General features: G+C 68.3%; 29 protein-coding genes, 2 tRNA genes and 3 pseudogenes. 14 read left to right on the top strand and 20 right to left on the bottom strand.

Annotated features, from left to right (window positions below; translation table 11 throughout):
* The first annotated feature begins 8 nt into the window (after positions 1–8).
* Positions 9–308, top strand: a complete 300-nt coding sequence (locus NO930_RS07580) for a DUF7536 family protein (protein ID WP_425601443.1) — start codon at positions 9–11, stop codon at positions 306–308.
* A gap of 29 nt (positions 309–337) precedes the next feature.
* Here the strand turns inward: NO930_RS07580 and NO930_RS07575 are convergent, their stop codons facing one another.
* Positions 338–616, bottom strand: coding sequence for a MarR family transcriptional regulator (locus NO930_RS07575; protein ID WP_137783190.1), 279 nt, complete (start codon positions 614–616; stop codon positions 338–340).
* Between the two features lie 265 nt (positions 617–881).
* On the opposite strand from NO930_RS07575, the gene NO930_RS07570 reads away from it, so the two are divergent.
* From NO930_RS07570 to NO930_RS07560, 3 genes are all read left to right on the top strand, one after another.
* Complete coding sequence (locus NO930_RS07570) at positions 882–1190, top strand: EMC6-like membrane protein (protein WP_137783191.1); 309 nt, start codon at positions 882–884, stop codon at positions 1188–1190.
* 1 nt (position 1191) lies between these two features.
* Positions 1192–3012: a ribosome biogenesis/translation initiation ATPase RLI gene (locus tag NO930_RS07565; RefSeq protein ID WP_256403008.1), complete on the top strand. Its 1821-nt coding sequence runs from the start codon at positions 1192–1194 to the stop codon at positions 3010–3012.
* Between the two features lie 86 nt (positions 3013–3098).
* The gene (locus NO930_RS07560) at positions 3099–3365 is read left to right on the top strand and encodes an HAH_0734 family protein (protein ID WP_137784530.1); all 267 of its coding nucleotides are present in this window, start codon (positions 3099–3101) and stop codon (positions 3363–3365) included.
* A 14-nt stretch (positions 3366–3379) separates the two neighbouring features.
* On the opposite strand, the gene NO930_RS07555 is transcribed toward NO930_RS07560, so the two are convergent.
* The gene (locus NO930_RS07555; protein WP_256403007.1) at positions 3380–4036 is read right to left on the bottom strand and encodes an L-threonylcarbamoyladenylate synthase; all 657 of its coding nucleotides are present in this window, start codon (positions 4034–4036) and stop codon (positions 3380–3382) included.
* 110 nt (positions 4037–4146) lie between these two features.
* On the opposite strand from NO930_RS07555, the gene NO930_RS07550 reads away from it, so the two are divergent.
* Positions 4147–4665 carry a metallophosphoesterase gene (locus NO930_RS07550; protein ID WP_137783858.1) on the top strand — a complete coding sequence of 173 codons (519 nt, stop codon included), beginning with the start codon at positions 4147–4149 and terminating at the stop codon, positions 4663–4665.
* 32 nt (positions 4666–4697) lie between these two features.
* On the opposite strand, the gene NO930_RS07545 is transcribed toward NO930_RS07550, so the two are convergent.
* From NO930_RS07545 to NO930_RS07535, 3 genes and pseudogenes are all read right to left on the bottom strand, one after another.
* A complete protein-coding gene (locus NO930_RS07545; protein ID WP_256403006.1) occupies positions 4698–7403 on the bottom strand; it encodes a TRAP transporter permease in 2706 nt (901 codons plus the stop codon).
* Entirely contained in the window at positions 7400–7912 is a 513-nt protein-coding gene (locus NO930_RS07540) for a DUF1850 domain-containing protein (RefSeq protein WP_394348292.1), read from the bottom strand. Before NO930_RS07540 ends, NO930_RS07545 begins: the two co-directional genes overlap by 4 nt.
* A 145-nt stretch (positions 7913–8057) precedes the next feature.
* A pseudogene (locus NO930_RS07535) lies at positions 8058–9102 on the bottom strand (TAXI family TRAP transporter solute-binding subunit).
* Between the two features lie 516 nt (positions 9103–9618).
* On the opposite strand from NO930_RS07535, the pseudogene NO930_RS07530 reads away from it, so the two are divergent.
* The 3 genes and pseudogenes from NO930_RS07530 to NO930_RS07520 all read left to right on the top strand — a co-directional run.
* Positions 9619–9762 (top strand): annotated as a pseudogene (locus NO930_RS07530) (DUF7859 family protein); the annotation flags it as partial.
* Between the two features lies 1 nt (position 9763).
* The gene (locus tag NO930_RS07525; RefSeq protein WP_256403004.1) at positions 9764–10942 is read left to right on the top strand and encodes an inorganic phosphate transporter; all 1179 of its coding nucleotides are present in this window, start codon (positions 9764–9766) and stop codon (positions 10940–10942) included.
* A gap of 177 nt (positions 10943–11119) precedes the next feature.
* Entirely contained in the window at positions 11120–11380 is a 261-nt protein-coding gene (locus NO930_RS07520) for a type II toxin-antitoxin system HicB family antitoxin (protein WP_256403003.1), read from the top strand.
* Between the two features lie 133 nt (positions 11381–11513).
* Here the strand turns inward: NO930_RS07520 and NO930_RS07515 are convergent, their stop codons facing one another.
* Positions 11514–12788 (bottom strand): RNA-guided endonuclease InsQ/TnpB family protein, encoded by a 1275-nt coding sequence (locus NO930_RS07515; RefSeq protein ID WP_256403002.1) that lies wholly within the window; start codon positions 12786–12788, stop codon positions 11514–11516.
* Positions 12789–12841: 53 nt separating this feature from the next.
* On the opposite strand from NO930_RS07515, the gene NO930_RS07510 reads away from it, so the two are divergent.
* The gene (locus NO930_RS07510; protein WP_007276028.1) at positions 12842–12976 is read left to right on the top strand and encodes a hypothetical protein; all 135 of its coding nucleotides are present in this window, start codon (positions 12842–12844) and stop codon (positions 12974–12976) included.
* Positions 12977–13049: 73 nt separating this feature from the next.
* Positions 13050–13223, top strand: a pseudogene (locus tag NO930_RS07505) (type II toxin-antitoxin system HicA family toxin); the annotation flags it as partial.
* A gap of 193 nt (positions 13224–13416) precedes the next feature.
* Here NO930_RS07505 and ygfZ read toward each other — a convergent pair.
* The 3 genes from ygfZ to NO930_RS07490 form a co-directional block, all read right to left on the bottom strand.
* On the bottom strand, positions 13417–14571 hold the full coding sequence (gene ygfZ / locus NO930_RS07500) for a CAF17-like 4Fe-4S cluster assembly/insertion protein YgfZ (RefSeq protein ID WP_256403000.1): 1155 nt from the start codon (positions 14569–14571) through the stop codon (positions 13417–13419).
* Positions 14572–14689: 118 nt separating this feature from the next.
* On the bottom strand, positions 14690–14989 hold the full coding sequence (locus tag NO930_RS07495; RefSeq protein WP_137783691.1) for a DUF6432 family protein: 300 nt from the start codon (positions 14987–14989) through the stop codon (positions 14690–14692).
* A 101-nt stretch (positions 14990–15090) separates the two neighbouring features.
* Entirely contained in the window at positions 15091–15612 is a 522-nt protein-coding gene (locus NO930_RS07490; protein ID WP_137783692.1) for an archaemetzincin family Zn-dependent metalloprotease, read from the bottom strand.
* 39 nt (positions 15613–15651) lie between these two features.
* Between NO930_RS07490 and NO930_RS07485 the strand changes: the two genes are divergently transcribed.
* Positions 15652–16149 carry a UPF0146 family protein gene (locus tag NO930_RS07485; protein WP_256402999.1) on the top strand — a complete coding sequence of 166 codons (498 nt, stop codon included), beginning with the start codon at positions 15652–15654 and terminating at the stop codon, positions 16147–16149.
* Positions 16150–16267: 118 nt separating this feature from the next.
* Positions 16268–17131 carry a TIGR01548 family HAD-type hydrolase gene (locus NO930_RS07480; RefSeq protein WP_256402998.1) on the top strand — a complete coding sequence of 288 codons (864 nt, stop codon included), beginning with the start codon at positions 16268–16270 and terminating at the stop codon, positions 17129–17131.
* Positions 17132–17197: 66 nt separating this feature from the next.
* Here the strand turns inward: NO930_RS07480 and NO930_RS07475 are convergent.
* Positions 17198–17272 (bottom strand) — tRNA-Ile (locus tag NO930_RS07475).
* A 115-nt stretch (positions 17273–17387) separates the two neighbouring features.
* Positions 17388–17460, bottom strand: a tRNA-Asn gene (locus NO930_RS07470).
* Between the two features lie 198 nt (positions 17461–17658).
* On the opposite strand from NO930_RS07470, the gene cca reads away from it, so the two are divergent.
* Positions 17659–19134, top strand: a complete 1476-nt coding sequence (cca, locus tag NO930_RS07465) for a CCA tRNA nucleotidyltransferase (protein WP_256402997.1) — start codon at positions 17659–17661, stop codon at positions 19132–19134.
* Between the two features lie 22 nt (positions 19135–19156).
* Here the strand turns inward: cca and NO930_RS14090 are convergent, their stop codons facing one another.
* The 4 genes from NO930_RS14090 to NO930_RS07445 all read right to left on the bottom strand — a co-directional run bounded on the left by NO930_RS14090 (position 19157) and on the right by NO930_RS07445 (position 21624).
* A complete protein-coding gene (locus NO930_RS14090) occupies positions 19157–19510 on the bottom strand; it encodes a hypothetical protein (RefSeq protein ID WP_256402996.1) in 354 nt (117 codons plus the stop codon).
* Between the two features lie 90 nt (positions 19511–19600).
* Complete coding sequence (locus NO930_RS07455; RefSeq protein ID WP_256402995.1) at positions 19601–19969, bottom strand: fluoride efflux transporter FluC; 369 nt, start codon at positions 19967–19969, stop codon at positions 19601–19603.
* 43 nt (positions 19970–20012) lie between these two features.
* Positions 20013–20360 carry a fluoride efflux transporter FluC gene (locus NO930_RS07450; protein ID WP_256402994.1) on the bottom strand — a complete coding sequence of 116 codons (348 nt, stop codon included), beginning with the start codon at positions 20358–20360 and terminating at the stop codon, positions 20013–20015.
* A 19-nt stretch (positions 20361–20379) separates the two neighbouring features.
* The gene (locus NO930_RS07445; RefSeq protein WP_256402993.1) at positions 20380–21624 is read right to left on the bottom strand and encodes an ATP-binding protein; all 1245 of its coding nucleotides are present in this window, start codon (positions 21622–21624) and stop codon (positions 20380–20382) included.
* A gap of 117 nt (positions 21625–21741) precedes the next feature.
* Here NO930_RS07445 and NO930_RS07440 point away from each other — a divergent pair, with 117 nt between their 5' ends.
* Complete coding sequence (locus tag NO930_RS07440; RefSeq protein WP_137783992.1) at positions 21742–22218, top strand: DUF7382 domain-containing protein; 477 nt, start codon at positions 21742–21744, stop codon at positions 22216–22218.
* Between the two features lie 74 nt (positions 22219–22292).
* Here the strand turns inward: NO930_RS07440 and NO930_RS07435 are convergent, their stop codons facing one another.
* The 5 genes from NO930_RS07435 to NO930_RS07415 all read right to left on the bottom strand — a co-directional run bounded on the left by NO930_RS07435 (position 22293) and on the right by NO930_RS07415 (position 26271).
* Positions 22293–23144, bottom strand: a complete 852-nt coding sequence (locus NO930_RS07435) for a protein-L-isoaspartate O-methyltransferase family protein (RefSeq protein WP_137783993.1) — start codon at positions 23142–23144, stop codon at positions 22293–22295.
* A 40-nt stretch (positions 23145–23184) separates the two neighbouring features.
* Positions 23185–23820 (bottom strand): protein-L-isoaspartate(D-aspartate) O-methyltransferase, encoded by a 636-nt coding sequence (locus NO930_RS07430; RefSeq protein ID WP_137783994.1) that lies wholly within the window; start codon positions 23818–23820, stop codon positions 23185–23187.
* Between the two features lie 10 nt (positions 23821–23830).
* Positions 23831–24841 carry a hypothetical protein gene (locus tag NO930_RS07425; RefSeq protein ID WP_256402992.1) on the bottom strand — a complete coding sequence of 337 codons (1011 nt, stop codon included), beginning with the start codon at positions 24839–24841 and terminating at the stop codon, positions 23831–23833.
* A gap of 184 nt (positions 24842–25025) precedes the next feature.
* Entirely contained in the window at positions 25026–25571 is a 546-nt protein-coding gene (locus NO930_RS07420; RefSeq protein ID WP_256403158.1) for a DUF7344 domain-containing protein, read from the bottom strand.
* Between the two features lie 157 nt (positions 25572–25728).
* Positions 25729–26271: a hypothetical protein gene (locus tag NO930_RS07415; RefSeq protein WP_256402991.1), complete on the bottom strand. Its 543-nt coding sequence runs from the start codon at positions 26269–26271 to the stop codon at positions 25729–25731.
* Positions 26272–26303: the final 32 nt, after the last annotated feature.

The raw sequence follows: 26303 nt of genomic DNA, 5'->3' as shown, positions 1-26303 counted from the left end.
TGACGACCGTGAGCGACGACGACACATCCAAGCCGCCGATGCTCGTCCTCCTCGAATCGCTGGCGTTCTACCGGAACGTCCGCGTGGGCCTCGTCGCGGGGGCGGGGCTCGCGGTGACGCTGTATCTCGTGCGGGCGCTGGAACTTCTCGGACCGGTCATCGACACCCGGGAGTACCCTCTATTCGGCCCCGAGGTCTGGTACGCCCTGCTGGCGTTCGTGCTCGCCGCGACGTTCGGGCTTCTCGTCGCCATCGCGCTCACGATCGCCGAGGCGGCGCGGGGTGCACGCGCGGTGTCGAGAGAGTGAGAACCGAGCGGGCGGCGGCCGTCGGACCGCTAGTCGGCGGTGCAGGACGCGTCGCACTCGTCGCCCGTGAACTCCTGTGCGGGCTCCGTGAGCTTGTAGAGGTTCTGTCTCGCGTCGGCGAAGTAGACGTCCTCGTCGACGACTCCGATGCCCTCCAACCGTTCGAGGGCGTACCGGACGGTTCGCGCGGAGAGCATCGACTCCTGAACGATCCCCTTCTGTGTCAGCGGGCCGTTGTATTCGAGCACCTTGAAGACGAGTTTGGCGCTCGGCGGGAGGTCGTCGAGCCCCTCCTGGGTTCCTTCCATCGTGGCGAATGGACACCGCACATCGTGATAAATGTTGATGGCACGCCCAGTAGCTCGGCTGTCACCGTACCGACTCACGGCCGTGCGGTCCGACGACACCGGGATATACCAGATATAATTGCCGATATATTCGGGCGGTACTGACTACGTGGTCAGCCCTCGTACTCGCGCGCACCGCCCGGTCCGCCGACGCGCGTACGTACACCGGGGTACGGCTGCCGGCCGGAACGAACGGCTTTTCACGGGTGCTCGCGGATCCGGTGGTATGAGCGACGACTCGGAGATAACGGGCCACGCCCGGGGCGTGGTCGTCACGACGATCTGCGCGCTCGCGGGGATCGCCGCCGGCGTCGTCTCGGCGGCCTACGTCGGGACGGATCCGGTCGACGCCGGGAGCACCACCATGGTGTTGATTCTCGCCGCGTTCGTGCTCGTCCAGTACCCCGTGTACAAGGTCATCGGCGTGAGCGACTTCGGCGCGAAGGACAACCTCTACGTGGCGTTTCTGACGTTCACGCTGTGGTTCATCAGCTACTCGGTCCTCGCCGTTTCCGGCGTCGAGCTGGTGGCCTGAGATGGCCGACGACAGCATCGCCGTCGTCGACCTCGATCGGTGCCAACCCGATCGGTGTAACTACGAGTGTGCGAACTACTGCCCGCCGAATCGCACGGGCAAAGAGTGCATCACCGAGCGGGGCGAGGACGCGGCCGAGGGCGACCCGGACCAGATCCACATCTCCGAGGAGATCTGCCTCGGCGAGACCTGTGGCATCTGCGTCGAGAAGTGCCCGTTCGACGCGATCGAGATCATCAACCTTCCCTCGGAACTCGACGAGGACCCGGTCCACCGCTACGGCGACAACGCCTTCTCGCTGTACGGACTGCCGACGCCCGAGCCCGGCACCGTCACCGGGATTTTGGGACCGAACGGGATCGGAAAGTCGACTGCGGTCCACGCGCTCGCCGGCGAGACGGTTCCGAACCTCGGGGACCACGAGTCCGAGGGCAGCTGGGACCGCGTGCTCGATCGGTTCCGCGGCACCGGTCTCCAGAACTACCTGGAATCGCTGAAGGCGGGCGACATCACTGTCGCTCGCAAGCCGCAGTACGTCGACCAGATACCGAACCAGTTCGACGGGAACACCCGCGAGCTGTTGGAGCGCACCGACGAGCGCGGCGCGCTCGACGACCTCGTCGACCGGCTGAACATCCGGCCGGTGATGGACCAAGACATCGACTCCATCTCCGGCGGCGAACTCCAGCGCGTCGCGATCGCGGCGTGTCTCGCGCGTGACGCCGACTTCTACTTCCTCGACGAGATCACGCCCTACTTAGACATCGGTCAGCGGATGATCGTCGCTCGGCTCATCCGCGAGCTCGCGGACGACGACGCGGCCGAGCGCTCGATGCTCGTGGTCGAACACGACCTGGCCATCTTGGATCTGCTCGCCGACACCCTCCACGTCGCGTACGGTGAGCCCGGTGCGTACGGTGTCGTCACCGACCCCAAGTCGGTCCGAAACGGGATAAACGAGTACCTGAAAGGGTATCTCGACAACGAGAACATGCGGATCCGCCCCTCCGCTATCACCTTCGAGGAGCACGCGCCGCGCGTCGCCTCGCGCAGCCAGACGCTGGTGGAGTACCCGGACCTGTCGAAGTCCTACGGCGACGGCGAGTTCGAACTCCACGTCGAGGGCGGCGAGATCAACCGGTCGGAAGTGCTCGGCGTCGTCGGCCCGAACGGGATCGGAAAGTCGACGCTCGCGAAGCTGTTCACGGGCGATCTGGAGCCCGACTCGGGCACGCTCGATTTCGCGCTCGACATCTCGTACAAGCCGCAGTATATCGACATCGACCAGCCGATGCGCGTCGACGCGTTCCTCTCCTCGATCACGGACCAGTTCGGCTCGTCGTACTGGAACACGGAGATCGCCCAGCCGCTCCAGCTCGACCGCGTGATGGAACAGAACCTCGCGGACCTGTCTGGCGGCGAGCGTCAGCGCGTCGCCATCGCGGCGTGTCTCTCCGACGACGCCGACCTCTACCTGCTCGACGAGCCTTCCGCGCACCTCGACGTCGAACAGCGCGTACGGGCGACGACCGCGATCCGCCGGTACGCCGAGAACCACGACGCGACGGTGATGGTGATCGACCACGACATCTACATGATCGATCTGCTGGCCGACCGGCTGATGGTGTTCGACGGCGAGCCGGCCGAACGCGGCCGGGCGTCGCCGCCCCAAGAGATGCGCGACGGGATGAACGAGTTCCTCGCGGACCTGGACATCACGTTCCGTCGCGACGAGCGGACGGGTCGCCCCCGGATCAACAAGCCGGGGTCGCAACTCGACAGCAAGCAGAAGCGCGACGGCGAGTACTACTACTCCGGGTGAGCGCGGCAGACGGAGGCGGCCCTCGCGGTCGTCCACCGATCCGCCGTACCGAAGCGATTAAGCCCGGAACCTGCCAACGTCGGGGCATGCAACACCTCATCATTCGCGGCGACCCCGGCATCCGGCGGGACGCGGTGATCGAGTACGACGGGGAGGAACTGGTCTGCTTCGGCATCAACGTGCAGGGCGGCTGGCACGGCCCGGACGAGCCCCAGCTCTGGTGTACCGTCGGCACCGAAGACGAGCGCGAGGCCTACGACAAACGGGAGTACGTCCCCCACTGGCTCGACGTCGACTCCGTCGACGCGGCCGACGTCGACGTCCTGAGTGAGAAGGGCGAACTCGCGGTCTAAGCCGCGTAGCCAGACTACTCTTCTACCGGCGGGTCGTCGAGCCACGCCTCGATAGCGCCGGCCATCGCGCCGCGGCGGTGGATCCTCCCCGCGTCCGGGTCGACCACGGTGCTCTCCGTGCCGGGCGTCTCGCCGTCGTCGACGACCGCGGCGACGCCCTCGCGAATTCGGTCGTCGAGGTCGGCGGGGCGCGTGACGCTGCCGGCCCCGGAGACGTTGGCGCTCGTCGCGGTGAGCGGACCGGCGGAATCGAGGAGGTCGCGGGCGACCGGATGGTCCGGCACCCGGATCCCGACGCGGTCGCGGCCGGCTGTGAGCGCGTCCGGGACCGCGTCGTCGCGCTCGACGACGACCGTCACCGGCCCCGGGAGGAACGCGCGGGCGAAGTCGACGGCGAGCTCCGTCGGCCGGGTGTACCGCAGCGCGGCGTCGACGCTCGCGACGCCGAGCGAGAGGGGGTTCCCCCGGTCGCGGCGCTTGAGTTCGAACACCCTCCCGACCGCGTCGGGGTCGAGCGCGTCGCCGCCGAGTCCGTACACGGTCTCCGTCGGGTAGACCACGAGGTCGCCGTCGGCCGCCGCCGCGGCCGCGCGTCGAACGTCGGCGTCGAGGCGGCCGCCGCGCGTGACGGGGTCGTCGTGAGCGTCGGGTGCGTCGCTGTCGTCTGTCACGGGAACGGGTAGGCGGCCGACCTGAAAAAGCGTGACGCGTGCGACGCGTGCTCCCCGCGAGCCGCGCCCTCGGGGACGCGTTTTATATCCGGCGCGCGACGACGACTGGTATGCTCGTCGTCGTCTCCGACACGCACGCACGCGAGGAGTCGAAGCTCCGCGGCCGGACGCTTGCGGCGGTTCGCGAGGCCGAAGTGGTGATCCACGTCGGCGACTTCTACCGCGAGTCCGTCCTCGACGCGTTCGAGTCGGCCGCGGGGACGCTTCGCGGCGTGTACGGCAACAACGACGACGCGGGGATCCGCGAGCGGCTCCCCGAAGTCCGGACGGTCGAGTACGCCGGCGTCCGCTTCGCGGTCACCCACCGCCACCGCAGCGGCGACACCGGCCTCGTCATGCTCGGCCGCGGCCGCGACGCCGACGCCGTGATCTGCGGCCACAGCCACCGCCCGCGGTTCGACGACTCGGGCGGCCTCCCGCTCTTGAACCCGGGGAGTCACGCCCAGCCGCGGGGGAACCGTCCGGCACACGCGGAGCTGGAGCCTGTCGAAGAGGCGGACGGAGACGCGCGCCTCGCGGGACGACTCGTCACGCCCGACGACGAGACGTTCGAGCGGTTCACGCTCTGAGTTGGGTTCCCTGAAAACCGGTCGCAGAGCGGTCAGGCCGCCGTCTCGGCCGGCGACTGCTCCGTCCGGGGACCGCTCTCGCGACGGTTCTTCACGGCGAACGCGGCGAACAGGACGAGACCGACGCCGCGCAGCGTCAGGTCGAGCAGGAGCGCGTTCACGGACACCGTCACGCCGGCCAGACCGAGGAGGTCGAACACGGACGCGGAGAGGAGTCCCGGGGCCATGAGCAGCAGCGAACTGAGCGCGAAGGCGACGCGCTCGGCGCGGTTGACGTCGGTGTATAGCGTCCCGATGACCGTCGCGCCGAGCGCGATGACACCGAGGAAGACGCCGGCGACCGGGATCAGGATCTCCGGGACGGAGTAGGACAGTTCGGCGAGGTCGGCGAAGTTGACCACGCGGTACTGCTCACGGATGCCGAGTTCGGCGGCGTTCTCCTTCCGGCGGAGCAGGACGATCCCCGGGGCGAGCACGAACGCGAAGGGGACGATCGCCTTGTTGAGAGAGAGCGAGAACGCCTTCACGCCCGTCTCGAACGGGTCGGACTTCGCGACGCCGCTCGCGGCGTAGGCGGCGACGGCGACCGGGGGCGTGATGTCGGCGATGACGCCGAAGTAGAGGATGAACAGGTGCGCCGCCAGAAGCGGGATTCCGAACTCGACGAGCGGGGTCGCGAGCATCGATATCAGGATGATGTACGTCACCGTCGTCGGCATTCCCATGCCGAGAATGATGCTCGCGACGGCCGTCACGAGCAGCATGACGACGATCGAGCCGCCCGAGAGGGCGAGGAGCAGGGAGGTGAGGTTCGGCCCGAGCCCGGAGACGCTGATGACGCCGGGGATGATCCCGGCGGCGGCGACGGCGATGACGACGGGGACCGCCGTGCGCGCGCCCTCCTCCATCGATTTTACCACGAACGTCCCGACCCGGAACAGCTGGTTGTCGCCGAGGTCGCGGCCGGCGGTCGAGCCGGCCGACTCGGCCGCGTCCTGCACCGTGGGATTGAGATCGAGGATCGCAGACTGCACGTCCGCGTACACGAGCATCGTCACGACGCTGGCGAGCATGGCGTACCAGCCGATCCGGGGACCGACGATCGAGACCGCCTCCGCGACGCCGACGCCGGTGCCCGCGGTACCTCCGACGAGCCCGGTGATCGGAACGCCGGCCACGACGTAGCTCGCCACCTCGGCTCCGAAGACGACCGCGGTCGCCCCGAGGAGGAACGCGCGCGTCTCGTCGCTGTACGCCGCGATGAACGAGATGAGCGCCACCAGGGCGACGAGCGTGAACCACGCGGACCGCGAGACCGAGAGCCGCGCGCCGATGAGGTAGTAGAGCAGCAGGACGATCGGAACGAGGTAGAACCACCCGCGTGTGAGGTGTTCGCCGAGCGTCGCGGCGTCCGGGTCCTCAATCCCGCCGATCCCCTCCTGTACGGCCTTGAGGTGAACCATCACCCAGACGCCGAAGAAGAAGACGATCGCCGGGATCGTCGCCAGGATGATGATCTCGCGGAACGGCGTGGCGGTGTACTGGACCATCAAAAAGGCCGCGGCCCCCATCACCGGCGGGAGGATCTGGCCGCCCGAGGAGGCCGACGACTCGACCGCACCGGAGAACTCCGGCGAGTATCCCGAGCGCTTCATCAGCGGGATCGTGAACGCGCCCGTGGTGACCGTGTTCGCGATGGACGAACCGGAGATCGTCCCCATGAAGCCGCTCGCGAGGATGCTCGCCTTCGCGGGACCGCCCTTTCGCTTGCCGGTGGCGGCGTACGCCAAGTCGATGAACCACTGGCCCGCGCCGCTCATCTCCAAGAACGAGCCGAACAGGATGAAGATGTAAATGAAGCTGACGGAGACGGTAACCGGGATGCCGAACACGCCGTTTTCCGTGTTGTACCAGAGGTTCTGGACGATGTCGGGCCACGTCAGCTCCGGGATGGCGAGCAGGCCGAGGAACGGCGTCCCGGTGCTGATCAGGTACCCCCACCGGGCGTAGACGATGAACGAGCCGACGATGATCATGAGGGGGAGCCCGAGCGTCCGGCGGGTGGCCTCTAACACGAGGAGGACGCCGAGGACGCCGAGAAGCATCGCGTACGAGTACTCGCTGACGAACGGCACTCCGCCGAGGATCGGTTCCAGGAGGGGGTAGACGGCCGTGACCGGTCGCCCCGAATCGATCCCGAACACGCGCATGTTCTGGATCTCGGAGAACTCCGTCAGGAAGTAGAACGCTGAGAGGGCCGCGACGGCCATACAGGCCACGTCGAAGGGCGTGACCCGGCTGCGGTTCGGATCGACGAACGCCCAGCGGACCGCGCCGCGAACCGCCTCGACGATTCGTGCGACCGGATTCGATCGCCCGAGCCGGCCGGTGACGGCGTCCGCGGCGCGGCCGAGGCGGCGCGAGAACGCGCCCTCACCCATCGTGGCCGGAAACATCAGGAACGTGAGCACCAGCGCGAAGGCGACGTGGATCGCGTTCGCTTGGAGCAGTTGGAGGGAGACGTTCACGGCCCCGACGAGAGGGACCGAGATCGAGAACGTGAAACTGCGGGCCGCGAGCGCCAACTGGAAGAGCGAAAAGGAGATGCCGATCACGGCGACGACGAGCGCGGCGAGCCCCTGTAGCGACCGCCGGCGCTCGATCTCGTCGATGAGTTCCTCGGCCTCCTCTCTTGAAATCTCCTCGCCTCCGTCGGAGTGAGTGTCGTTTGTGCTCATATGAGTACGTCCGTCAGCGTCCGATGCTCGATGTGAATGCGAACGTCGGTGGCGTTCGTCTCCGCAACCAAGTCATACTGTTGGTCCGCGACGATCAGGGTGTGGTTCGCGATCCGGCCCGGCGAAACCGACAGCTCTTCGAGGGTGGTGATCGGCTCCGACGGATCGTAGACGAAGGTCCCGTTGACGTTCGTCACGTTCACCCGCGACGGGAGCCCCCAGCCGTACGACTCGAACTCCATGCGCGTGTTCACGAGGGTGTCGCCCTCGACGCGGTACTCGTCGTACACGGGCGTCTTCTCGACGCTGTGGGTGTACTCCAGCGCGACCGTGGTCCCGTCGTCGACGGGTTGGGTAATGTAGTGTTCACCCGTCTCGATGTCCTCGACGACGAGCACCGGTCCGGTCGCTCCCGCGACGGCGACGCCGGCGGCCCCAACGAGCAGCGCGATCGCTGTCACCGCCAGCGCTTGGGCGAGGCGATTTCGTGGGAGTGTGTGACGTGTCACCACGTGTATCTACTCGGGGTACGGTAGTGAATGCTGCGGCATCGAACGCGATGCGAGTGCGCCGCGTCTCGTGAACCGAGACGCGGTCCGGGGGCGGTGTGCAGGCCTCGATCGAGCGGTGATCGAGCGCCGAACTCCGTGCCGATCAGGCGTCGAAGTACGTCGCCGCGCCCTCGTTGAGTTCGATGGACATCCCGTCCTGTGCGCTGTCGACGGTGATGAAGTCCGTCTTGATCGTCAGGTCGTCGAGGTTGTCGAAGATGGCCGCGGTGACCGTCTCGACGGTGTCGGCGTCCACGCCGGAGTGCGTGGCGATCATCGCCTGCACCGCGACGGTCTCGACGGCTTCGTCGACGCCGGTGTAGGTGCCGCCGGGGATGGTGTCGTCGGCGAACCACGAGGCAGCGTCCTTGATGGCCTCGCGGTTGTCGCCCGCGATCGGGACGATGTTGATGTCGTTGGTGTTCGCGAGGTCCTCGATAGCGCCGACCGGCCAGCCGCCGACGACGAACGCCGCGTCGATGTCGCCGTTCGCGAGCTGTTCGGACGCCTGCGAGAAGCCGGCGTTCTGCTCGTTGTAGTCGGTGATCCCGACGGCCTCGAGGATCTGGTTCGCGTTGACCTGCGTCCCGGAACCGAGGTCGCCGGTGTTGATCGTCGCGCCGCTGAGATCGCTTAGGCTCTCGATGCCGGAGTCAGCCAGGGTGACGAGGGTGATCGGTCTCGGGGTACAGCGTCGCGACGCCCTGGAGGCTGTCGATGGCGTTGTCCTGGAACGCCTCGATACCGGTGCCGTTCTTCGCGAAGTAGGCGACGTCGTTCTGGATCAGCGCGAAGTCGGCGGAGCCGTCGGCGAGGCTGCCGACGTTCTCGACGCTCGCACCCGTTGACTGGACGTTCAGCGAGAAGTCAGTGTTCTCCTCAACTATCGTCTTGATCTCGTTCGAGAGCGGGTAGTACGTGCCGCCCGTCCCGCCGGCGTGCCAGCTCAGGCGGGTGCTCGAATCGCCGCCGTCGGACCCGTCGGACCCGTCGTCCATTCCGTCGGAGCCGTCCGAGCCGTCGCCACCGTCGCTTCCGTCGGAGCCGTCAGAGCCGTCGCCGCCGTTCCCGCTACAGCCGGCGAGCGCCGCGATGCCGGCTACGCCTGTCGCTTCGAGGAACCGCCGTCTGGTTTCTTTGGAAGACATACCGTTTGGGTTTCGCGCGTCGCTGGTTTATATTTTTGGCCATTTTTGCCGATTGCTGTTACTATCACAACCCGTGTCTGGACAGCAGTGCCAGAAACACAGCGGCGGGACACACAGTGGTTACGATTCAGTACGGGTGTCGCACACGAGCGACCCCTGCACTGGAACCCGGCGAGCGTCGCGCTCGCCGAGCGCCTCGGCGGACCGGATCCGCGTGGACACGGGGAACCCGCCGGCAGGCAGGGGAGGATATCGACGGTGACGCGCACCGTCGAGGGTTCGGATCGGCGGCGAGTTCGGGGGAACAGAGAGCGTCGATCGCCGGGTGTCCACCGGATTCGGGTGTGGTGGGGGGAGGGCCGAAGCGGGGGGTCGCATCTCCGAGTTAGGCCGGCGGTAGCTTATACGTGGTTTAAGCACAAACCGACGTTTTAGTCACGTGCTTCGTGGGGCGGTCTCTCCTCTCCCCAGCCACGTCGGTCCGCTCGCGTCGCCCGAAACGCCTAACCCCGTGCCGACGGATTCGAGGGTATGCTACCGGTCGAACCGTTGTTCGTCATCATCCTCGTCGGACTGCTGGGACTGCTCTTCTTCGGGTTCCTCCTCGTGCGACGCACCGTGGCCGGACTCCGAGAGGGGTACGAGGACGGCCAGAACTGAGATGGTCGTCGCCACCGTCGCCACGCTCGGCGTCGCCGCCGCCGCCAGCCTCTTCATGGCGTGGTCCATCGGCGCGGGCTCGTCCGGATCGACCCCATTCGCGCCCGCCGTCGGCGCGAACGCTATCTCGGTGATGCGCGCGGGGCTCGTCGTCGGGGTCCTCGGGCTGCTCGGCGCGGTGTTGCAGGGGGCGAACGTGACCGAGGCGGTCGGCACGGAACTGATCGGCGGCGTCACGCTCACGGCCGGCGCGGCCATCGTCGCGCTCGTCACCGCCGCGATCCTCGTCGCGATCGGCGTGTTCGCGGGATATCCGATCGCGACCGCGTTCACCGTGACGGGCGCGGTCGTCGGCGTCGGGCTCGCGATGGGCGGCGATCCCGCGTGGCCGAAGTACGCGGAGATACTCACGCTGTGGGTGCTCACGCCGTTCGTCGGCGGCGGCGTCGCGTACGGCGTCGCCCGCACCCTGATCGGTGACGCGCTCCCGGAACGGCCGCTCACCGCCGGGCTGGCGGGGGTCGTCGGCGCGCTCGTCGCCAACGTCGGCTTCGCGGTCCTCGGTCCCGAGGGCGAACAGGCGTCGATCGCCTCGGCGCTCGGTCCCGGTCTCGGCGTCGGCGCACGGATCGGGATCGGGGCGGTCACGCTCGCCGTGGCCGCGCTCGTCGCCCTCGCGGTGTACGCGGACCTCGGGCGCGACCGCGAGGGCGCACAGCGCCGCTTCCTGCTCGCGATGGGGGGACTGGTGGCCTTTTCGGCGGGCGGGTCACAGGTCGGGCTCGCGATCGGGCCGCTCGTCCCGATCTTCAGCGACGTCGGCGTGCCGCTGTGGGCGCTCCTCGTCGGCGGGGGCGTCGGGCTGCTCGCGGGGTCGTGGACCGGCGCGCCGCGGATGATCAAGGCGCTCGCGCAGGACTACGCCTCGATGGGGCCGCGTCGGTCGATCTCGGCGCTCATCCCCTCGTTCGCGATCGCGCAGACCGCCGTCGCGTTCGGCATCCCGGTCTCGTTCAACGAGATCATCGTCTCGGCGATCGTCGGTGCCGGCTACGCGGCCGGCGACGCCGGCGTGAGCCGGGCGAAGATGGGGTACACGGTGTTCGCGTGGGTCGCGTCGCTCGTCGGGTCGCTCGCGCTGGGGTTCGGCGTGTACTCCGCGGTGCAGTTCGTGCTGTAGGCGGACGTACGCTGCGACTGGGTAGTTAGTAACGCTATTTCAACTGCAGAAATGGCGAGCGAACGACCCATCACGGAACCCACCTACTGAGCGGTGTCGATTTGTGCGCCCGACCTCTTGTACTCCCTTTGCCGCATCCGACAGAACGCTTATTCGAGCGGTCTGCGAAGGAAGGGTATGGCGAGTGCGACACGCGACGCACCCAACGGGGAGGGCGTCGAGTTCATTCACGAAGATGACGGCTCGATCACTGCAAGAGACATCGAGACCGGTGTCGCCTCTTTCGGCGAGACGAAGGCCGAAGCTCTCCGGATGCTTGCTGAGGCGATCGAACTTCACGAAGGCGGCGGCGAGCCCGTCACTGATGCGGACCTCGAAGAGTGGGGCCTCGAAGAGACGGAGCCCGGTGACAAGGAGATTCCCGAATTTATGCGGTGAAATGGTCCGGACGAACTTCTCCGGGCGCGAGATTGCGTCTGTCCTCCACGGCTTCGGGTACAAGCGTGTCGGTCGTGTCGATGACATCCTCCCCGGCGTGAACGCCGGGGTTTCCTCGCGTTGGGGGTATCGCTTACCGACCCACGGAGGCAACTTGCGGGTTCGTGCGCTCCTCGTTGGAACAAGAGCGTGGTAGCTCTGACCAGTCGTGGTCGTTCCACTTGAGGCGCACAGGCCGTGCCATCGGCCGTGCTACGTCGGTCTGCCGTCTCAGGAACGTCTCGCTTGCGGTGAGGTCTGCGTGTCCCTCGAAGCCGCATGGACACGTCAACGTGTCGCGATGGCGCGTCGTCCGGTCCGTGGACCCACACTGCGGACACTCTTGGCTGGTCCACGCTTCCGAGCGGACCTCCACCGAGATACCGTACTCCTCGGCAGTACACGCGAGTCGGTCGATGAACTGCCGGAACGCCCAGAAGTTGTGTGTCTTGGCGTTCGCTTCGACCGACCAGTGCGTGTCGAGTACGTCCGTCAACGCGCCGACGTACACCGTGGAGATGCCCTCGCCGTGCAACCGTTCGATGAGGTCGCGGGCAAGCGCGTCTTGGGCGTGGTCGCGGCGGCGCGTCCGTCGTCGGTACAGCGAGCGTATCCGGTGACTGCTGTACCGGCCGTCGTCCAAGAGCGATTGAAGCCGGGCGATTTCTCGCGTCGTCTCGCGGAACCGCTCGAACAGGTCGCGCCCCTCGTACAGCAGTTGGGTGCCGGTCGAAGTCGAACAGGCGACGAGGTTGTTCGCACCAATATCCAGCGCGGCGGTTTCGTCCGCCAGTGGGTGTGCCAGCCGAGAATTGTCGATCGTGACTGGCTGAAAGGCCCTGAATGATTGTGCGTTCTCGTCCCAGAACAACTCTAACCGTCCCTGCTTGTCGTACTCTTTCCAATTGGGTTCGCCCCGGACTTCGAGCCGGAGACGTTCGCGGTGTCCCAACCCGTACTCGTCTTTCAGGTCTTTTCCGACGAGAATTTCGAGTCGGGAGTATTCGCCCCACTCGACGGTGTACGACGTGTTGCGGATGTACGTTCGGAGTTCGCGACCGTCCTCGGCGTTGCCCCAGTATCCGGGCTTGCCGTTGGCTTCGTCCTTCTTCTTGAGCGCGAAGAACGACCGCCACGCTTCACGGTTCTTCCGTTCGATTTGCTGAACCGTGGACGCGCCGAGCGTCTCGCCGTACCGGCCGCGATACTCGCTGATTTCCCACACGTCCGCGTCGGGGTCGGCGTAGTGTTCGCGGCGCTCGTAGTTGATTTCGTTCCAGAGAGCGGCAGAAGCGTCCAACAGGCGTCGAAGCAACTCCTCGTCCTCGTCAGACTGAGGAACCACGTCGAATGTGTTGGTCCGCTTCATCAACTACTGGTTCGTGCGGTACATTGATAAACCAATGGTTAGCCAATGATGGCATGGCAACGACGGTCCAAATCGAGATAGAGGATGACGAACAGTACGAGCGGTTACGGGCGATCAAGCGGCACAACGGGCTGACGTGGAAGGGGATGTTGCTCCACGCCGCGGAGAACTTGGATACCCCGGACTGAGTGTCGTCGGCGGTTGTTCGGCAGTTGTCGGATTCACGCCCGCCGTGAACGGCGGGACTCTCTCCTTGATTCAGGTAGTCACCTGAAAATGCGGTATGAATCACCAGACACGGACGAAGTCCGAATTGTGACTGTTCCTATGGCGTCAGAAGACGAAATCCCGACCGGAACGCTGCAGTCGATTGCCGACCAGTGCGGAGCCGACGACTTCCACGCGTGGTGTGAGTGGATCGACGAGCATCGGTGACTGTTGGCTAGACAGCTCTGTATTCTGTTTGATTCCGAGTGAGGTCTGCCGAACTCCCGTCCGACCGCACCTCACGCCTCCCCAGCCTCGTCGGTCGCCCTCCGCTTCGCTCCGGACGACCGACTCCCTCGCGCGTGCTCCTCGCGCCCAGGGGCGCTCGGAGGCACGCGCCGACCGCAAAGCGACCGCGACGTTACTCGTCGCTCGGGTACGCCGGCAGCCGCGCGGAGCGCGCGCTCCCGTCGACGAACGGGAGGTCGACGCGGGACGCCGCGGCCTCGTCGCCGTCGACGCGCACGGTGGCACCGTCGAGGTCGGCGTCGAAGCCGACGAGCGCGAGCGCGATGGGGTCGCCGGAGGCGGGGCCGACCGCGGCGCGGGTCACCTCGCCGACCGCCTCGTCGCCGGCGAACACGGCCGCACCGGGCGTCGGCAGGAGCGCGTCGTACCCTTCGGGGTCGGCGTCACCGTCGACCTCGGCGACCGCGTCGGCGAGTCCGTCGAGCGTGAGGCCGACGAGTCGACGGCTCGGCCGTCCCTGGTTCTCGACGCGAGAGACGACCTCCTGTCCGACGTAACATCCCTTCTCGAAGTCGAGGGCGTTCCGCAGACCGAGCACGTTCGGCACCGTCCCCTCCAGTTCGTACTCGAAGAGCGGAGTCCCGGCCTCCGCGGTGAGCGCGTCCCACGTCCGGTAGCCGAACGGGGCGGCGTTGAGGCCGCGGGTGAGCAGGGTGTCGAACACGTCCTCGGCGTCCTCGGCCGCGCAGATCACCTCGTACCCCTCCTCGCCGAGCGGCGAGTCGGTGGCGATCACGGTGACGCCGGCGTCGACCATCGACCCGCGGACGAAAGAGAGGGGTTCCTCTGGCGCGCCGGGGCCGCCGAGCACGGAGGCGATCTTTTCGGTGGATTTGGGACCGTGGACCCCGAACACGCCGAACTCTTCGGAGACGTCCGCTATCTCGACGTCCTGGATGAACACCTTCTCCGACCAGTCGTCGGCGACCGCGTCGGCGCGCTCCGGCGGGAGGAAGACGAGCAGCCGCTCGCCGGCGTTGTACACGTACATGTCCGTCTCGATGCCGCCCTGCGGGTCGAGGAGGAGCGCGTACACACCCTGCCCGTCTTCGGCGGGGACTCGGTTCGAGACCGCGTTGTCGACGAACTCGACGCGGTCGTCGCCGGCGACGGCGAGCACGCCGTACCCCATCTCGATCGCGCCGACGACCTTGCGGACCGCCCCGCCGACGCGCTCGGGTTTCCCGTAGTGGTCGACCACCTGCCGGCCGCCGCGGTCGCGGTACGTCGCGCCGTGGGCACCGTGCGTTCCGGAGACGAGAGTCATACCCTATCGGAGTCGTGCGAGCGGCAAAAGGCCGCCGTCTCGGGGGAGAGAGGTAGTGACGGGATCGGACGAGAAGAGACCCGACCGAGGCGCGACGGAAGCGATCGAACGACGCTGCCTACAGCCCGAGTCGGTCGCGGAGCTGGTCGACGAGCGACACGTCGCCGTCGGCGGCCGGCGCGTCGGGGTCGGGGACGACGCGGTCGTGCGGGTACACGCGGACCCGTTCCGCGCTCTCGACCGTGATGAGCGAATCGGCTTTCAGCGAGGAGAGCGCCTCCTCGACGGCGTCGATGTCGGCATCGACGGCGGCGCGAAGCTCCAGCACCGTCATCCCCTCGTCGCCGCGGTCGACGAGCGCGTCGAGCAGCGCGACCTCGACGTCCGGCCGGTCGCGGTATTCCGGCTTGGCGGCCATACGCGTCGATTGGGCAGGACGGGGTTTACGTCTACCGGCGGATCGGAGATAGAACGGGTCGGAAAAGCGCGGAGACGAACGCGTCCAGCTCGGAGCGGGGCCTACCGAACGAGCCGAGAACAGGTGCCACAGAGGTTCTCTTCTTTCACGTCGACCTCGCGAACCGTGGGCGAAAACGACATCACGCACTTGCTGTTGTCGCAGTGCTCTAACCCGAGCGTGTGACCGATCTCGTGGACGACCTCCTTGCGGACACGGTCGGCGAACACGTCGATAGCGGGCTTGGTCGAGACGCCGCCGTCGGAGGAGGTGCGCAGCCGGTGAGTCGAGATGACGGAGCCGCTGCCGTTGAGGTACGCCAGTCCGAACACGTAGTTCCGGCGGCGGTAGTACAGATCCTGCGACGTGATTCCGATGTTCTTTTCGCCGCCGCCGACGCGACCGACGGTCTCGATGAGATCCTCGGCGCGGTACTGGTCGCGCCCCGCGTCGTAGGCGGTCTCGGGGATCGGCTGGTCGTCGTGGACCGTGACGTCACAGTCGTACACCAATCGGAGCGCAGCGGAGGCCTCCCGTTTCACGCGGGGGGTGACCTCCCCGACAGGAACGATGTCCACGAGCATAGAACTGCTTTTGACCGCCGCGGTCATAAAACTCGCGCCGTGGTATCATCGTCCCGTCGTGCGCTCGTCGAGCCGCTCTCCCGCTACGGCCGCCTGATCGAAATCGGCGTCGGCGACCGTCCCGGGATCGCGATCGCGCTCGCCGACCGCGGCCGCGAGGTGGTGGCGATCGACATCGAGATCGGGGACCGGGTCCGCGCGGCCGCGGACGAGCCCCGCGACGGAACGCTTCGCGTCATGCAGGGGGACGTACTCGCGCTCGCGGACGAGAGCGATGGAAGCGACCGATCGGACTCTGCCATCCCGCGATCGGATCCGCTCTCGGAGCCCGTCGACGCGGTGTACGCGTGTAACCTCCCCGCCGAGCTTCAGCGGCCGACCGTCGCCCTCGCCGAGCGGCTCGACGCCGCCTGCCTGTTCACGACGCTCGGGTTCGAGGAACCGACCGTCGGAGTCCGTCGCCGGTCGATAGGCGGGACCACGCTGTACGTCGCGCGAGAGGACAGAGACGACGACGGCGGGACGCATCGCCGATAGCGGCCGCGCCGATGCGGACTGCGCCGATAGCGGCCGCGCCGATAGCGACCGCGCCGACAGCGACCGCGTCGACCACGAACCCGGAACGTTCTTTCCCGCCGCCGTCGGCTACGGAGGTATGCAGGTCGACGCAGTGGTCCTCGACATCGACGGGGTGTTGGTCGACGTAGCGGACTCGTATCGCCGAGCGATCATCGAGTCCGTCGATCGGGTGTACGCCGAGACGATCGACCGCGACGCGGTCCAGTCGTTCAAGAACGCCGGCGGGTTCAACAACGACTGGGAGCTGACGGACGCGGCCGCCCTGTACGTGCTGGCGCGCCGCGAGGGGCTCGAACTGAGCGTCGAAGCGTTCACCGACCGGGTTGCCGAGGGCGGCGGCGGGCTCGGCGCGGCGAGAGCCGTCGTGCGCGATCTCCCCGGAGTCGAGGAGGCGCGAGTCACCGACCGGTTGGACAGCGATCGGCTCCGAGAGACGTTTCAGGCGCTGTACCTCGGCGAGGAGCTATATCGGGAGTTGGAGGGCGGCGACCCGCCGCTTTCAGCACCGGGGTACATCCACGACGAGCCGACGCTCGTCGACCCGGAGACGATAGCGGACCTGACCGCGCGGTTCGACGTGGGCGTGGTAACCGGGCGACCCGCCGCCGAAGCCGAGATCGCCCTGTCGCGCGTCGGACTCGACGTGCCCGAGGAACACCGGTTCACGATGGACGACTGGGAAGAGGGGAAGCCACATCCACGGGCGCTCGTCGCGCTCGGAGAGCGGTTCGACGCCGACCGGGTCGCGTTCGCGGGCGACACCCTCGACGACGTGCGGACCGCGCGCAACGCCGACGCCGACGACGAGACCCGCGTGTACTACGGGATCGGAGTGCTCACCGGCGGCTTGACAGGCGAGTCCGGACGGGAGACGTTCGCCGAAAACGGAGCCGACGCGGTCGTCGACGACGTGAACGAACTGGTGGATCTGCTGGAGTAGCACCGATCACCACCGCACTCCGACACCGTCGCACCCACGACTCACTCGACTGAGCGCCACAGAAGATGGGCCTTGCCGGATTCGAACCGGCGATCAACTCGTTATGAGCGAGTCGCTTTAACCGGACTAAGCTAAAGGCCCGTACTTCGGAGTAAACGAGACCGACTCTTTAGCGTACCGAATCGGAACAATCGATGGCCAAGACACACTCGTCTCAACGTGCTCAGCGGCTGCTCAGAAATCAAAGTGCGAGAGGCGCCGAAGCCAGGACTCGAACCTGGGACCGCCTCGTTAACAGCGAGGCGCTCTACCAACTGAGCTACTTCGGCTCAATTCTGGATACTCGACTTGTTTTGATAGGGCTTTCGTTTCCGCCCGACTCGGGGGAGGCGAGTTGACACACGGCGGATTTCGCCGGCGGAGAAATAGACGCGGACGGCGACTGGCGGCTGTGCCGCTCCGGCTTTGCGGAAACGCGTTCCGACCGTGACCGACACGTTTTCGGCCGGACCGCGAGATGTCGATCCATGAGCGACACCGAGGCGACCGACCTCGACGCGGTGCTGGCTCGCGTCCGCGATCGGGTCATTCCCGAACCGGAGGAGCGGGAACGGCTTCGAGCGGTCGCCGCCGACCTCACCGCGCGAGCCCGCGAGGCGATCGCCGACCTCCCGGTCGACGCCGACGTGGTGCAAGTGGGGTCGACCGCTCGCGGGACGTGGGTCTCCGGCGACCGCGACATCGATCTGTTCGTCCGGTTCGCCGCCGACCTCGACCGCGAGCAGTTGGAGGAGTACGGACTCGCCGTCGGCCACGCGGTGCTCCCGGACGGACACGAGGAGTACGCCGAACACCCCTACGTGAAGGGGTCCCACGAGGGGTTCGACGTCGATCTGGTCCCGTGTCACGACGTGGAAAGCGCCGGCGAGTTGGTCTCCGCGGTCGATCGAACGCCGTTTCACGACGCGTATCTCTCCGCCCGGTTGGACGACGACCTCGCCGACGACGTGGTGCTCGCGAAGGCGTTTCTGAAGGGTATCGGCGCGTACGGTAGCGACCTCCGCACCGAGGGGTTCTCCGGTTACCTCACCGAGCTGCTCGTGTTGGAACTCGGCGGGTTCGTTCCGCTCGTCGAGTCCGCCCGAAGCTGGCACCCCCCGATGGAGTTCGATCCGGAGAGCCACGCCGAGCGGACGTTCGACGACCCCCTCGTCGTCGTCGACCCGACCGACCCGACGCGGAACGTGGCCGCGGTCCTCTCGGCGGCGAACCTCGCGCGGCTCCAGCACTACGCCCGCGACCTGCTCGCGGCGCCGCGTGCGGAGCTGTTCGAGACGGAGCCGCCCGACCCGCTCGACGCGGCGGGCGTCCGCGACCACGTGCATCGACGAGAGACGACGCCGGTGGCGGTGACGTTCGACGCGCCCGATCTGGTCGACGACCAGCTGTGGCCGCAGCTCCGACGGTCCCTCGACGGGATCGTTCGCGGCCTCGACGCCCACGGGTTCGACGTGCTTCGGGCACAGGCGATGGTGAGCGACGGCACTGATGCAGTACCCCACGGAACCGCGCCACGCGACACCGCCGAGAACGGGTCCGGGAGTGAGGACGCAGGCGGCAAGGGCGGATGGAACGGTCCGATCCGGCGGGCCGCGCTATACGCCGAACTGGAGGTGGCCGAGCGCCCCGCCGTCGAGCGACACGAGGGGCCGCCCGTTGCCGTCAAAAACCACGCGGAGAGCTTCTATCAGTCGTACGCCGACGACGTCGACCCGGACACCTACGGGCCGTTCATCGACGGAAACAGGTACGTCGTCGAGCGCGAACGGGCGTTCACGACCGTTCGCGATTACCTCGAAAGCGACGCCGCCACCGACGTCGCGCTCGGGGCGCAGGTGGACCGCGCCTTCGGCGACCGCGACGTGTTGGTCGGCGACGCCGTCGCGACGCTCGCCGGGGAGTTCGGTGGCGCGCTACGGGAGTTCTACGAGCCGCACCCGTGACGATCGAGCGAGGCGCGGCCGCCTACGCGGACATCCGGTCCGACGCGACGTAGACGAGCGCGACGAGCGCGACGAGGACGAACCCGACGACCGACGCGAGCGCGGCGATGCGCGGGAACACGAGCCAAAACGCGACGTAAAACGAGAACGCGAACGCGAGCAGGCCGACGATGGCGACGCCGCGCGTCGGGTTCTGGACCGCCGCGACGAAGACGCGCTGTGGAAGCGAGAGGTCACCGAACGCGACGGCGTCGTCGCCAGCGTTCCTCCCGTCGCCGCCAGCGTTCCTCGCGCCGTCGACGGCTCGCTCCTCCTCACCGACCGCGGTGTCGCCGTCTGGGCCGGTTCGCGGGCCGGAGTCAGCGTCGTCGGTCACGGCACCGGGTACGGGACGGAGCGGCCTGTACCTGTCGTTCGCTCGCACGCCGGGACGTCCCGCGGCCCGGCTGGCACGCGCGAATCCCACTCAGTCGAGGCCGCCGGTGAGCGCGTCGACGAGCAGCGTTCCGACGAGGAATGCACAGATCGAGGCGGCGAGGTTCACCGCCGCGAAGCGGGCGGCTCGGGTGATTTCTCCGCTTGTAGCGGTCGAGACGGTCTCGACGGCGAATGATGAGAACGTGGTGAACGCCCCGCAGAACCCGACGCCGACGAGGAGCGTCCCCGCGGATCCGACCGGCGCGGCGAGGGTCCCGCCGAGTGCGAGGCTCCCGAGCGCGTTGACGACCGCGATCGACGGACTCCCCTCGATCCGGAGCCCGACCGCGTGGCGGGCCGCGGCTCCGAGCGCGCCGCCGAGTCCGACGAGGAGGACGGCGGAAGCCGCTCCGGTCACCGGTGCCCTCCGATCATCGTCACAGCCGACCGTGCGATCACCCTCACAGTCGCCCTCCGATCAGGAGCCCGACGGCCGCCGACGCGAACCCGAGCGCGTAGCTCGCGGCGACGTACGCGCTGCCGGTGAGGGTGCCGAGCGCCACCGCGTCGCCGACGAACGTGCTGTACGTGGTGAATGACGAGAGCGCGCCGGTCGCGACGAACAGCCGCGTGCGCGTCGTCGCCGCGCTCCCCACGATCACGCCGAGCGCGAGCGACCCGACGAGGTTCACCGCGAGCGTGCCGAGGCCCGTCGTGTCCCCCGCGGCCACGTCGACGCCGTATCGGGCGACAGCGCCGACGAACCCGCCCGCGGCGACGAGGAGGTAACCGAGCCGCGTTCGTTCCATACGTGGGAGTCGGCGCCGGTCATCTTCGGTCTTCGGACTCGCGCGGACCCCCGTCGGGCGTGTCGGGGCTGCAGACCCCACCACCGGCCGAACCGTCGGCGTCCGATCGCTCGGCCGCCGCCCGCGTCCGGCTCGCGCGGGGGCTTCCACCCCCGTGCGGTGTCCGTCGCTCGCGGACGCGGACGGTGTGTACCGTCTCGGTCGCGTCGTCGACGACGAGCGCCTCGCCGGTGCCCGTCGGGAGCCGCGAGGCGAGAGACCCCCCGAGATACGTCGCTTCCGCCTCCGCGAGCCGGGAAACGTCGTCCTCGGCGGTCAGTCGGTGAGCGACGAGGAGGTCCGACTGCGAGACCGCCACGCTCGGCAGGGCCCCGGGGCGCTGCGTCGCGCAGACGAGCGACACGCCGGGCGCGCGACCGCGAGTGAGGAGCGTCCGCAGCGCCGGCTCCGCGACGCCGCCGAAGAAGGCGTGCGCCTCGTCGACGAGCAGCCACGGGAGCCGGTCGAGCCGGCCGGCGACCCGAGCGTCGTAGAGCCCGCGGGCGACCGCTCGAACGACCGCGGCCCCGGCCCGCTCGGGAACCCCGGCGAGGTCGAGCACGGTCGGCGTCCCGTCGGCGGCGAAGCTCTCGACCGGCGCCGCCGCGGCGTCGAAGACGCCCCACGACTCGGCGAGACGGAGGTGGTTGTCGGCGGCGCGGCGAGCGGCCTCCGGTGCTCCGGAGGCGTCGATCCGGCCGCGGACGTCGTCGAGAGACGGCAACGGGACTCCCGTCTCGGGGTCGGGCGACGTTCCGTTCCGTCGGACGCCGGACGCCGCCGCGACCGCGTCGGCGACGGCCCGCCAGAGCAGGCTCCCCGCACCGCTCGTGGGGTCGAGTCCGAGCAGATCCGGCCACGCGCTCGCCGGGACCGCGGCCGGGCGGACGGTCGGCTCGACGACGCGACCGCCGGCGGTGCAGAGGCCGCCGAACACGCCCATCGGATCGACGACGACCGGTGCGACGCCGTCGGCGGCCGCGAGCCCCTCGGCGATGACGCCGAGCGTGTACGACTTCCCGGTCCCGCGCTTTCCGAAGACGACGGCGGCGTGCGGACCGTCCGCGTCGACGCCGACCGCCGCTCCGTCGCTCCCGTCGCGGGCCAGGAACGACCCGAGCCGAACGGTCGGCGGTCGGACGGGCGGCGCGGTCGTCTCGTCGTCGCCGGCCGCCGACTCCCGAGGTGAGACCGAGGCCGCGCCGTCGCGTCCGATCACGTGCATACCGATCGGGGCCGCGGTATCGTACAAAAGCGTCCGGAGCGCGAAGCGACCTCGACGACCGATCGCGCGGTCGAACCGGACCGACCGTTTATATTCAATACCGCGGCCAGCGGGGGTATGTTCGACTCGAAGCGGGACGGACGCACCGCCAACCGACGATCGTTTCGCACTGACCGTCGTGCGATAGAGGGGTTACCGGTCAGACTGGTGATCGCGCTCGTCGTCGGCGTCGCGAGCCTCAGCGTCATGATGGGGATGATCGGCGACATCGACGGACTGGCGGCGACGGAGCTCGACGCCAGACCCCAGCCGGAAGTGACGACGACGGGCGACCAGTCGCTCGCGGTCACGGTGTTCGACCCCGACGGCGCGAGCGTCGCCGACGCGACGGTGATAGTCCGGAGCGGTTCGGCGCGGATCGACGGCGTCGCCACCGGAAAGACGAACGCGGACGGGACCGCGCGCGTCGACGTCGACCCGGAGCTGGGACCGAACCAGCCGGACGGAACGCTCACGATCGAGGTCAAGCCACCGTCAGAGGGCGACTACGTCGACGAGCGGGAGAACACGGAGGTACTCGTCATCGCCGAGTGATCCGATCGTCCGAGGGCGGCCCTCCCCGAGCCACCGCGATCGGCCGAGGGCGGCTGCGGACCGAGAGCGGACCCTTAGAGCCTGTCGTCCCAGTCGATCCACTCCTGTTCCCAGCCGTGGGGAGCGAAGTGACCCTGTGTTGCCCACTCGGCGTCCTCCCTGCGCGTCCGGTTCCGCTCGACGCCGCCCTGCTCGCCGTCGACGAGCATGGGATCGATCCGGACCGGCCCGGCGGTCTCGACGGTACTGAACCCCGGCGGGGCGGTATCGTCCTCGGTCGACGGTCGGGCGCGCGTCTGCTCAGAAGCGGCGTCCGGACCGAGGTCGGCGTCCGGATCCGACCCAGCGTCGCGTTCGCCGTCCGCGTCGGGTTCGATCGCGGCGATGGTCTGCACCGCCGTGCCGCGCGGATAGACGAGCCGTCCGTCCGCGGCGAGTTGGTCGCGGAGCGCGCGCGGCGGCTCGACGACGGCCGCTTCGAGGAGGATCCGGTCGTACGGCGCGTACTCCGGGAGCCCGTTGGCACCGTCCCGTCGGTCGACGAGCACCGCGTCGTAGCCGGCCGCAGCGAGGTTCGACCGCGCGGTCCAGACGGCCTCGCGGTCGATGTCGACCGCGTGTACGTGGCGCGCGCCGGCGATCTCGGCGAGCATCGCGACGGAGTATCCCCCGCCGGCACCGACGACGAGCACCTCGTCGCCCTCGGCGGCCTCCAAGGCCGTGATCAGTCGGACGACGACCTCGGTCGAGAGCGAGCCGGATGCGCCATCGCCGCCGTGACTGCTATCGCCCTCTCTCGGGGTGTCGTCGACGAACGCCTCCCGAGAGACGCGCTGGAGCGCCGTCAGTACGGACGCGTCCAGCGGCTCGTCGAGCTTGTGTTCGAGCCCCTCGATCGCGTCGGCGCGGATCGACGCTTCGTCCATACGCTCGTTCGGTACTCGGTCCTCTAAAGCGGCTCGCTCGTCACCGCATCGGGACGAACCGAACGCCCCCGTGGTCCTCGCGCTCCGTCTCGCCTTCCCGGACGGTGAGACGCACGAGCCGCTGTCGACCCGTCTGGTCACCGACGGGCGCGACGATCCGGCCGCCGGTCTCGACCCGGTCGACGATCGCCTCTGGGACGCCGCCGTCGGGCGCACACGTCACCGACGCGGCCGCGAACGGATCCTCGTCTCGAAACGCGTCTCGAGCGTCTCCCGCGTACACGGTGACGTCGTACCCGAGCCGGTCGAGCCTGTCTCGGGCGGTTCCGGCTAGTTCCGGGACGTACTCGGCCGTGAAGACGTTTCCCGGACCGACGATCTCGGCGAGGACGGCCGCGTGGTACCCGCAGCCGGTTCCCACCTCGAAGACGCGGTCGCCCCGTTCGAGACCGAGCAGATCGGTCATGATCGCGACTATGTGGGGCGCGCTTATCGTCTGGTCATGTCCGATCGGCAGGGGGCGGTCCTCGTAGGCGCTCTGCCGCCGCGGCTCCGGAACGAACGCGTGTCGGGGGACCGCCTCGATCGCGGAGAGAACGGAGGCGTCCACGTCGAGCCGGCGTCGGAGGTCGGCAACCAGGTCTCTGCGGGCCTGTGCGTACTCGGCGTCATTCATGTCGTTCACCTCAGCCGTCCGGACGGGACCCGTCTATCTCGCTGTCTTCGGTCTCTACCTCGACGCTGCTCCCGCCTCCCGTGTCGACGGCGAGGTCTCCGCGGATCGCGCTTCCCTCCATCTCGACTTTGACGCTCGCGCCGCCGCCGGTGGTGATCTCCGTGTCGCCGCCGATAGTGCTCCCTTCCATCGAGAGGCCGAGCGTACCGCCACCGCCGAGCGTGGCGGTGACCCCGCCGCCGATCGCGGCGTTTTCCATCTCGAGTTCGACTTCGGCTCCGCCCGGGGTCTCGATCCGAATCTCACCGCGTATCTCGCTGTCTGCGAGCGATATCGACACCTCCCCGCCGCCCCGTATCTGAATGTCGAGGTCGCCTCGGATCTCGCTCCCCTCCAGTTCGACCGAGACCTTGCCGCCGCCTCCGAGCGTGACCGTCGCGTCGCCGTTGACGACGCTGCCCTCGGCCTCGATCTCGACCTCCCCGCCGCCCCGGAGGTCGACGTCGATACACGGGACGGTCTCGCCTTCGAGTTCGATCTCCGGATCGGTAAGGCACTTCGCGGCCGGGACCTGACACGCGACCGTCGTCGACCGCGTGAGCTCGATCGACTCGTCGCGGTCGGTGGTGACCGCGCGGATCGCGAGGGTGACGTCGTCGGTCGCGCCCGAGGCGCACGAGAGTCCGGCCTCGATGTCGGTCGACTCGCCCGGCTGCAGCGTCCACCGGTCGATCTGCAGATCGGTTCGGGTGATCCCGAGCGACCCGGCGTCGACGACGCCGACCTGTTCGAGCGTCAGCGACTCCGAAAGTCGGTTCGTCACGGTGAACAGCGGCACCGTGTCGCCCGACGTGCCCGTCGGGTCCCGCGGCTCTATCCCGAGGAGCGCGTTGTCGTCGTCCGCGGTCCCGACGCTGAACTGCCGGTCGCCGGTGACCGACGAGAACGCGCCCGTCCCCTGGACGCCGGCGGCGGCGGCACCGCCGGTGAGGAGGACGCCGAGGGCGGCGCGGCGGCTCACGAGGCCGCTCGAATTACCGCGGCTGCGCTTTCGTTTCCGTCCCATCGTGTCCCCGTTCCCCGTGTCGCCTCACTCGTGTTCGTCTCGGTTCGCCCACGCCGTCCGCGCCCGACGGAGCCTGAGGCGTCGTTCCGTGCGAAACGTAGGTGACGTGGACATAAGTATTGCCGTGGCCGAACGCCCATCACGGCGGTTCCTCGCTCCCGCCGAGCCTGTAGCGCCGGTTCTGTATCACCTGCGCGACAGAAGAGACGAGGAACACCGCGAGGATCACCGCGGCCCACCCGATCGCCGGAACGGTCTCCGTGGGGACGAACCCGACCCACACGCCGGCCAGCACGAGCGCGGACAGAAGCGAGACGCCGAGGTAGTAGACCCCCCACGAGATCGACCCTTCGGGGACGACGTCGAGATAGACGTCGAGGGCAGCGGCCTCGTCGGTGAGTTCGATCCGGTCGCCGTCGTACGCGATCATGCCGGCGTCGGCCAGCCTGTCGAGGTGCGTCTGTTGGAGTGAGGTGTACACGCGCTTGCGTTCGGCAGAGGTGAGCTCCGTCACCGACTTGTCCTGCTCGCGGGCGGCGACTCGCTCCGCTAGGTCCGAAAGCGACAGCGGCTCGTCGGTCTGCTTGCAGAAGTGGATCACGTACCGCCGGCGGTGGTTGCTCAACAGGTCGTACAGCTCGTCTTTCTCCGGGCGGGTGTACTCCCGCTGGTCCGTGAGCGACACGCTCACGACGCCTCCGCTCGCGGGTGCGTTCGGCGCGGCGGCAGCGCTCGAACCCGTGGAGGGGCCCTGCTCCCACACATCTCACGCGAAGAGTTCGTTTCAGTCCGTATATACTATTCGGGTGTCGGATCAGAACGGGAGACGGGCGAACGCGACGCTACGGTTCTAAGCCGAGCGCGACCGCGACCGCGTCGGCGTCTTCAACGGTGAGCGCCGCGGCCTCGTCGCGGTAGGTACGGAACGTCTCGATGTGGCCGTTGATCGTCCCGGCGTCCGCGTCTCCGTCGGCCGCCCGCGCTGCCGAGAGGGCCGCCTCCGTGGCGTCGACCTGCAGGGCCGTCTCCGTGACGGCCGTCTCACAGAGCGCGGCGGCGTCGTCCTCGTCGAGTTCGCGGGCGAGGTCGGCCGCCTCGGCGAACCCCTCGTTCGCGGTCCGGTACTCCGTCAGTGCGGTCTCGATCGACTCGATCGCGGCCGGGTACGACTCCTCGTTGAACGCGGTGACTCCCTCGTCGCGGGCCGTCGTGGCATCGTTGCGGGCGACGACCGCGTCGTCGTACGTGGTGACGATCTCTCGCTGTTGCACAACTGTGCCTGAGTCGGTACCAGTGGATCGGTCGAGTAATCTGTCGAGACAGCCACCGAGGCTTGTCATGACCGTGATCCCGGCGGCCACGGTTGCTTTTCGCCGAGAGGACATGCCATGATACTGAATTGAACGCATCAAATAGC

The organism is Halorubrum salinum (assembly GCF_024494575.1).
GTDB classification, from domain to species: Archaea; Halobacteriota; Halobacteria; order Halobacteriales; family Haloferacaceae; genus Halorubrum; species Halorubrum salinum.
The sequence above is the reverse complement of the archived record's forward strand: the minus strand, read 5'-3'. Positions and strand labels throughout refer to the sequence as shown.